This is a genomic window from Bradyrhizobium altum, from assembly GCF_020889705.1.
Taxonomy (GTDB): domain Bacteria; phylum Pseudomonadota; class Alphaproteobacteria; order Rhizobiales; family Xanthobacteraceae; genus Bradyrhizobium; species Bradyrhizobium altum.
This window is the reverse complement of record NZ_JACMYP010000362.1, coordinates 1-7,104: the sequence shown is the minus strand read 5'-3', so window position 1 is coordinate 7,104 and position 7,104 is coordinate 1. Positions and strand designations below refer to the sequence as shown.

The following is a 7,104-nucleotide window of genomic DNA, read 5'->3' as shown; positions in this document are numbered from 1 at the left end:
TGAAGGCCAAGGGCTGGGCCACCGATGCGGCGCTCGATTCCGCAAAGGCCGCCGGCGACGAGGCGCGGGCGCGGCTGAACCGCGCCGAGCGCTCGGTCGAGCTGACCAAGAATTCCCTCTCTTATGCAACGCTGGTGGCCGACACGAGGGGTGTCGTCACCGCGACCATGATCGAGCCCGGCCAGGTGGTTGCCGCGGGCCAGGCTTCGATCCGTGTCGCCCGACTTGGCGAGAAGGAAGCTGTCGTCGCGATCCCCGAGACGCTTCTCGCTCGTGCCAGGTCGGGCGTTGCCACGGTGACGCTGTGGTCGGATGCCAAGAAGACCTATGCAGCCAAGCTGCGCGAGGTCGCGCCGCAGGCCGATCCCGCCACCCGCACCTATCTCGCGAAATTCTCGCTGCCGGACGCCGACGAGGCCGTCTCGCTCGGCATGACCGCAACCCTGACCCTGGCCGACAAGGCGACCGAACGGGTCGCCAAGCTGCCGCTGTCGGCGCTGTACAGCCAGGGCGGCGATCCCTCGCTCTACATCGTCGACGACAAGGGCGACATCGCGCTGAAGCCGGTCAAGGTGAAGGCCTATGAGAGCAACAACGTCGTCATCTCCGGCGGCGTCGACGATGGCGCCAAGGTGGTCGCCCTCGGCGTGCAGAAACTCGATCCGAGCCAGAAGGTCCGGGTCGTCTCGTCGCTGTCGTTCTGATCCTCGCAATATCAGCAGAAACGGTTCTGGGACTTGGTCTAGAACTTGGAGAGTTCGATGAAGCGCTTCAACCTTTCGGCCTGGGCGGTCAGCCATCCGACGCTGGTGCTGTTCCTGATGATCATCCTCGGCGCCGCCGGCTTCTTCTCCTATCAGAAGCTCGGCCGCGCCGAGGATCCGTTCTTCACCGTCAAGGTGGTGAACGTCTCGGTGATGTGGCCGGGCGCGACCTCGCAGGAAATGCAGATGCAGGTCGCCGATCCGATCGAGAAGAAGCTGCAGGAGCTGCCGTTCTTCGACAAGGTGCAGACCTATTCCAAGCCGGGCTTCACGGCGATGCAGGTCTCCTTCAAGGATTCGACCTCGCCGAAGGACGTGCCCTATCTCTTCTATCTCTTGCGCAAGAAGCTGGTCGATGTGCAGGGCGAACTGCCCTCCGGCATCCTCGGTCCTGTCGTCAACGACGAATTCTCCGACGTCGATTCGATCCTCTATATGATGACCGGTGACGGCGCCAATTATGCGCAGCTCAAGAAGGTCGCCGAAGGATTCCGTCAGCGCCTGCTGAAGGTGCCTGGAGTCACCAAGATCGACCTCTACGGCACCCAGGACGAGCGCATCTTCGTCGAGTTCTCGCATGCCAAGCTGGCGACGCTCGGCATCACGCCGCAGGCGCTGTTCGATTCGCTCGCCAAGCAGAACAATGTCACGCCGGCCGGTACCGTCGAGACCTCTTCGCAGCGCGTGCCGCTGCGCGTCACCGGCGCGCTTGACGGCGTCAAGGCGGTTGCCGAAACGCCGGTCGAGAGCAACGGCCGCGTGTTCCGGCTCGGCGATATTGCAACCGTCTCTCACGGCTATGTCGATCCGCCGAGCTTCAAGGTGCGTCAGGAAGGCAAGCAGGCGCTCGGCATCGGCGTCGTCACCGCCAAGGGCGCCAACATCCTCGAGCTCGGCAAGGAGGTCCAGCAGGCGACCGCCGAGTTCCTGAAGGCGGTGCCGCAGGGCGTCGATATCCAGCAGATCGCCGACCAGCCCAAGGTGGTCGAGCACGCCGTCGGCGAGTTCGTGCACTCCTTCGTCGAGGCGCTCGCGATCGTGCTGTTCGTCTCCTTTGTCGCGCTCGGCTGGCGCACCGGCATCGTGGTGGCACTCTCGGTGCCGCTGGTGCTAGGCATCGTCTTCATCGTGATGAACGCGATGTCGCTCGATCTGCACCGCATCACGCTCGGCGCGCTGATCATTGCGCTCGGCCTCCTGGTCGACGACGCCATCATCGCGGTCGAGATGATGGTGGTGAAAATGGAACAGGGCTGGGACCGCATGAAGGCGGCGTCCTTTGCCTGGGAATCCACCGCGTTTCCGATGCTCACGGGAACGCTGGTCACAGCCGCTGGCTTCCTCCCCATCGGCTTTGCCAATTCGGCGGTCGGCGAATATGCCGGCGGCATCTTCTGGATCGTGGCGATTGCGCTCGTCGCCTCCTGGTTCGTCGCGGTGATCTTCACGCCCTATATCGGCGTCAAGCTGCTGCCGAACATCAAGGTGCACCAGAACCACGATCCGCACGCGATCTACGAGACGCGGATGTATCGCGGCCTGCGCAGCGTGGTGCAGTGGTGCGTCGATCACCGCATCAAGGTGGTGGTGGCGACCGTCGGCGTCTTCGTGCTTTCGATCGTGGGCTTCGGCCACGTCCAGCAGCAGTTCTTCCCGCTGTCGGAGCGGCCCGAGCTGTTCCTGCAGCTTCGTCTGCCCGAGGGCACGGCCTTCAACGTCACCGAGAAGGCGGTGAAGCAGGCCGAAGGGTTGCTGAAGGACGACCAGGACATCCAGACCTATACTGCCTATGTCGGCCAGGGCTCGCCGCGCTTCTGGCTCGGCCTCAACCCGCAACTGCCGAACGAGGCCTTTGCCGAGATCGTGATCCTTGCCAAGAACGTCGAGGCGCGCGAGCGCGTCAAGGCGAAGATCGAGCAGGCCGCCGCCTACGGCGCGCTGAACGAGGCGCGGGTCCGGGTCGATCGCTTCAACTTCGGTCCGCCGGTCGGTTTCCCGGTCCAGTTCCGCGTGATCGGGCCGGATGCCAACAAGGTGCGCGACATCGCCTACCAGGTGCGCGAGGTGATGCGCCAGAACAAGAACGTCAAGGACGTCCAGCTCGACTGGAACGAGCAGTCGCCCTATTTGAAACTCGCCGTCGACCAGGATCGGGCGCGCGCGCTCGGCCTGACCCCGCAGGATGTCTCGCAGGCGCTGGCGATGCTGATCTCGGGCGCGCCGGTCACCACCATCCGCGACGGCATCGAGAAGGTCGGCGTGGTTGCCCGTGCGGTGCCGTCCGAGCGGCTCGATCTCGGCCGCGTCGGCGATCTCACGATCACCACGCGGAACGGCGTGGCGGTGCCGCTGCAGCAGATCGCCAAGATCGAATATGCGCATGAGGAGCCGATCCTGTGGCGGCGCAACCGCGACATGGCGATCACCGTGCGCTCCGACGTCGTCGACGGCGTGCAGGCGCCCGACGTCACCAACCAGATCTCGCCGAAGCTGAAGGACATCCAGGCCCATCTCGAGCCGGCCTACCGGATCGAGCCGGGCGGGGCGTTCGAGGAATCCGCCAAGGGCAATGCGTCGATCTTCATCCTCTTCCCCGTGATGGTGATGGTGATGCTGACGCTGCTGATGATCCAGCTGCAGAGCTTCTCGCGCCTGACGCTGGTGTTCCTGACCGCGCCGCTCGGCATCGTCGGCGCCTCGCTCGGGTTGAACGTCGCCAACCAGCCGTTCGGCTTCGTGGCGCTGCTCGGCCTGATTGCGCTGGCCGGCATGATCATGCGCAACGCGGTCATCCTGGTCGATCAGATCGAGAGCGACGTGTCCTCCGGCCTGACCCGGCGAGAGGCGATCGTCGAGGCCACCGTCCGGCGCGCCCGGCCCGTGGTGCTGACCGCGCTCGCGGCGATCCTCGCCATGATCCCGCTGTCGCGCTCGGCGTTCTGGGGCCCGATGGCGATCACCATCATGGGCGGTTTGTTTGTTGCGACTTTCCTGACCTTGCTGTATCTGCCGGGCCTTTACGCCCTTTGGTTCCGCAAGACCTTGGACGCAAGCGGCCCCGAGCAAGTCAATACTGCGCCGCAGCATGCGGGTGAGGGACAACTCGCATTTCCACTTGCTGAGGCGGCCGAATAATTGAAGATTGAGCAGGCCAACATGACACTGATCTCGGAACATAGCGAAACCGACACCCGCGAGCGGATTCTCGTGGTGGCGGAGCGCTTGTTCCGGCAGATCGGCTACCAGAAGACCACGGTCGCCGACATCGCCAAAGAGCTGCGGATGAGCCCCGCCAACGTGTATCGCTTCTTCGATTCGAAGAAGTCGATCCACGAAGGCGTGGCGCGCAGCCTGATGGGCGAGGTCGAGATCGAGGCGCAGCGGATTGCCCGGTCGGAAGGGCCGGCCGCGACGCGCTTGCGCCAGATGATGACGACCATCAATCGCATGAACACCGAGCGCTATGTCGGCGATTCCAAGCTGCACGAGATGGTCGAGATCGCGATGCAGGAGGACTGGGAAGTCTGCACTGCCCATATGGAGCTGATCGCCATGACTATCGGCCAGGTGATCGCGCAAGGCGCGGCGTCGGGCGAATTCGAGGTCAAGGATCTGGAGCTTGCCGCGCTGTGCGCCTGCACGGCGATGATGCGGTTCTTCCACCCGCAGATGATCGCTCAATGTGCCACTAAGCCGGGCCCAACCATCGACCAGATGATCGATTTCGTGATCGCCGGCCTGTCGCCGCGCACCCGCGCCAACTGAGCGCCGGCACTGACGTTTTCGTCAGTTGACTCTTGCGTCATTTATCTCATTCGTCATTCCGTGGCGCGAGCCCGGAATCCATAACCACCATCGTGAGTATGGATTCCGGGCCTGCGCCTAACGGCGCATCCCGGAATGACGAGCGTTGAAAACGAGAGAGAAGCCAGCCGTGACCGCAAAAGACCTGCATTTCTACGAGCCGAAGAACGGCCACGGCCTGAAGCACGACCCGTTCAATGCCATCGTGGCGCCGCGGCCGATCGGCTGGATCTCCTCGCGCGACAAGGGCGGCAACGTCAACCTCGCGCCCTACAGCTTCTTCAACGCCTTCTGCTACGTGCCGCCGATCATCGGCTTCTCCTCCACCAACTGGAAGGACAGCGTCGCCAACATCCAGGACACCGGCGAGTTCGTCTGGAACCTGGCGACGATGGATCTCGCCAAGCACATGAATGCGACCGCGGCGCATGTCGCGCGCGATGTCGACGAGTTCAAGCTCGCAGGGCTCACGCAGGTCGCCGGCAAGTTGGTCAACGTGCCGCGCGTTGCCGAGAGCCCGGTGTCGTTCGAATGCAAGGTGAGCCAGATCGTCCAGCTCCAGGGCGCCGACGGCAGGAAGGCCGAGGCCTGGCTGACACTCGGCGAGGTGGTCGCCGTCCACATCGACAAGGCCTTCATCAAGGACGGCGTCTATCAGACCGGTCTCGCGCACCCGATCGTCCGCGCCGGCCGCCGCGGCGACTATTTCGAGATCAAGCCGGAGAACATGTTCGAGATGATCCGGCCGGATTGAGTGCTGCTCTATCCTCTCCCTCTCCGTCTCCCGCTCTTGCGGGGAGAGGGTTGAGGTGAGGGGCCGCCTCCACGCGTTGCGAACGTAGCGAGACCTGTACCCCCTCACCCGGAACGCATCTCGCGATGCGTCATAGCCGAAGCCCTGCTTCGGCGTTCTTTAGAACGGCCGCCGACGACGGCTAATGCCTCTCCCAGCAAGCGGGGCGAGGTAAGAACGTCGCTCTACGGCGCACTCGCTCGATCCGCAACGACGGCTTGCATCGCAACAATGTGAAATTTCCGCCCGCAGTGATGAAAAACCGTCACTCGCAACCTCCGAGCGAGCGGTCTAACCTCCCGCGCGCCAGGCCGGATCAACGGCCGGCGAACACAGTGGGAGGATGCGATGACACGCCAGGAGCGGAGCGGTCCAAAGGGCGCGCAAAGCGGCCAGAAGGAAGAGCGGCGCGATCCGAACGTTTCACGTCGAACACTCGTCCAGGGATTGGCGGTGGGGGTGGCCGCTGCCGCAGCCGGCGTCAGCAGCGCGCTGGCTCAGAACGCGCCCGCGCCGGTCGGACCGCCGACAACCATCACCAGCCCGCCGCGCGACTTCAGTCCGCGTGGTGCGCCGACCACCTATTTCTGGGACCCCGACATCATCGCGGTCGATCCGTCCTTCAACGATCTTGCCCAGCCCAACACCTCGATCAAGCGTCTCCATACCGGGCTGTTGTGGGCGGAAGGCCCGGCCTGGAGTTCGCAGGGCCGCTATTTGCTGTGGAGCGACATCCCGAACAACCGGCAGATGCGCTGGTCGGAGGATGACGGCCATGTCAGCGTGTTCCGCACGCCGTCGAACTACTCGAACGGCAATTCGTTCGACTTCCAGGGCCGCCAGCTCTCCTGCGAACATCTCACCCGCCGGGTGACGCGCTACGAGAATGACGGCACTGCGACCGTGCTTGCCGATAACTACCAAGGCAAGCGGCTGAACTCGCCGAACGACATCGTCGCGCATCCCGACGGCAGCTACTGGTTCACCGATCCGCCCTATGGCGGCCAGCTCTACGAGGGCGAGCCTGACGCGGCCGGTGGCCCGAGCAACGCGGCCGGCAAGCTCAACCCGCGGATCGGGCAGCCCGCGGGCTTCGCGCCGGCCAAGCGCGAACTGCCGACCAATTGCTATCGCATCGATCCCTCGGGCCACGTCGATCTCGTGGTGAGCGAGGACCAGGTGCCGGATCCGAACGGCCTCTGCTTCTCGCCTGACTACAAGAAACTCTACGTCGTCTCGACCGGCAAGGGACCGGGCGACACCGGCCCCGGCGGCAAGGGTGACGTCTTCGTGTTCGATGTCGGCGCTGACAACAAGCCCGTCAACGGCAAGCGGTTCAGCGATTTCACGATCGACGGCGTGAAGTGTGGACCGGACGGCATCCGCTGCGACGTCAACGGCAATGTCTGGTGCTCGAGCAACGCCGGCCGCGCGGTCGGTTACAACGGCGTGACGGTGTGGTCGCCGGAAGGCAAGCTGCTCGGCCGCATCCGGCTGCCCGAGGTCTGCGGCAACATCACCTTCGGCGGCCCCAAGCGCAACCGCCTGTTCATGGCCGCAAGCCAGTCGCTGTATGCGGTCTATACCGCGACCCAGGGCGCCGGGCCGGCCTAGCCGCGATCTTTACTTCACCTCTCCCCGCTGGGGAGAGGTCGATTTGCGCAGCAAATCGGGTGAGGGGACGCTGCTCTCACGAGAGACCGTCACCCCTCACCCGGCGCTGCGCGCGACCTCTCCCAAGGG

5 protein-coding genes are annotated in these 7,104 nt (G+C 64.5%); all 5 read left to right on the top strand.

Features of this window, described 5'->3' with window-relative positions; genetic code table 11:
* A partial coding sequence (locus tag H8B02_RS43485; protein ID WP_229171936.1) for an efflux RND transporter periplasmic adaptor subunit occupies positions 1 to 704 on the top strand: 704 nt, incomplete at its 5' end.
* A gap of 57 nt (positions 705 to 761) precedes the next feature.
* Positions 762 to 3,899, top strand: a complete 3,138-nt coding sequence (locus H8B02_RS43480; protein ID WP_229171935.1) for an efflux RND transporter permease subunit — start codon at positions 762 to 764, stop codon at positions 3,897 to 3,899.
* Positions 3,900 to 3,920: 21 nt separating this feature from the next.
* Positions 3,921 to 4,529, top strand: a complete 609-nt coding sequence (locus H8B02_RS43475) for a TetR/AcrR family transcriptional regulator (protein WP_229171934.1) — start codon at positions 3,921 to 3,923, stop codon at positions 4,527 to 4,529.
* Positions 4,530 to 4,698: 169 nt separating this feature from the next.
* Complete coding sequence (locus tag H8B02_RS43470; RefSeq protein ID WP_229171933.1) at positions 4,699 to 5,322, top strand: flavin reductase family protein; 624 nt, start codon at positions 4,699 to 4,701, stop codon at positions 5,320 to 5,322.
* 387 nt (positions 5,323 to 5,709) lie between these two features.
* Positions 5,710 to 6,975 carry an SMP-30/gluconolactonase/LRE family protein gene (locus H8B02_RS43465; protein ID WP_229171932.1) on the top strand — a complete coding sequence of 422 codons (1,266 nt, stop codon included), beginning with the start codon at positions 5,710 to 5,712 and terminating at the stop codon, positions 6,973 to 6,975.
* Positions 6,976 to 7,104: the final 129 nt, after the last annotated feature.

Bases quoted from the DNA above. Each gene is read 5' to 3' on its own strand.
- H8B02_RS43480 (WP_229171935.1), top strand. From the start codon at position 762: ATGAAGCGCTTCAACCTTTCGGCCTGGGCGGTCAGCCATCCGACGCTG.
- H8B02_RS43475 (WP_229171934.1), top strand. From the start codon at position 3,921: ATGACACTGATCTCGGAACATAGCGAAACCGACACCCGCGAGCGGATT.
- H8B02_RS43465 (WP_229171932.1), top strand. From the start codon at position 5,710: ATGACACGCCAGGAGCGGAGCGGTCCAAAGGGCGCGCAAAGCGGCCAG.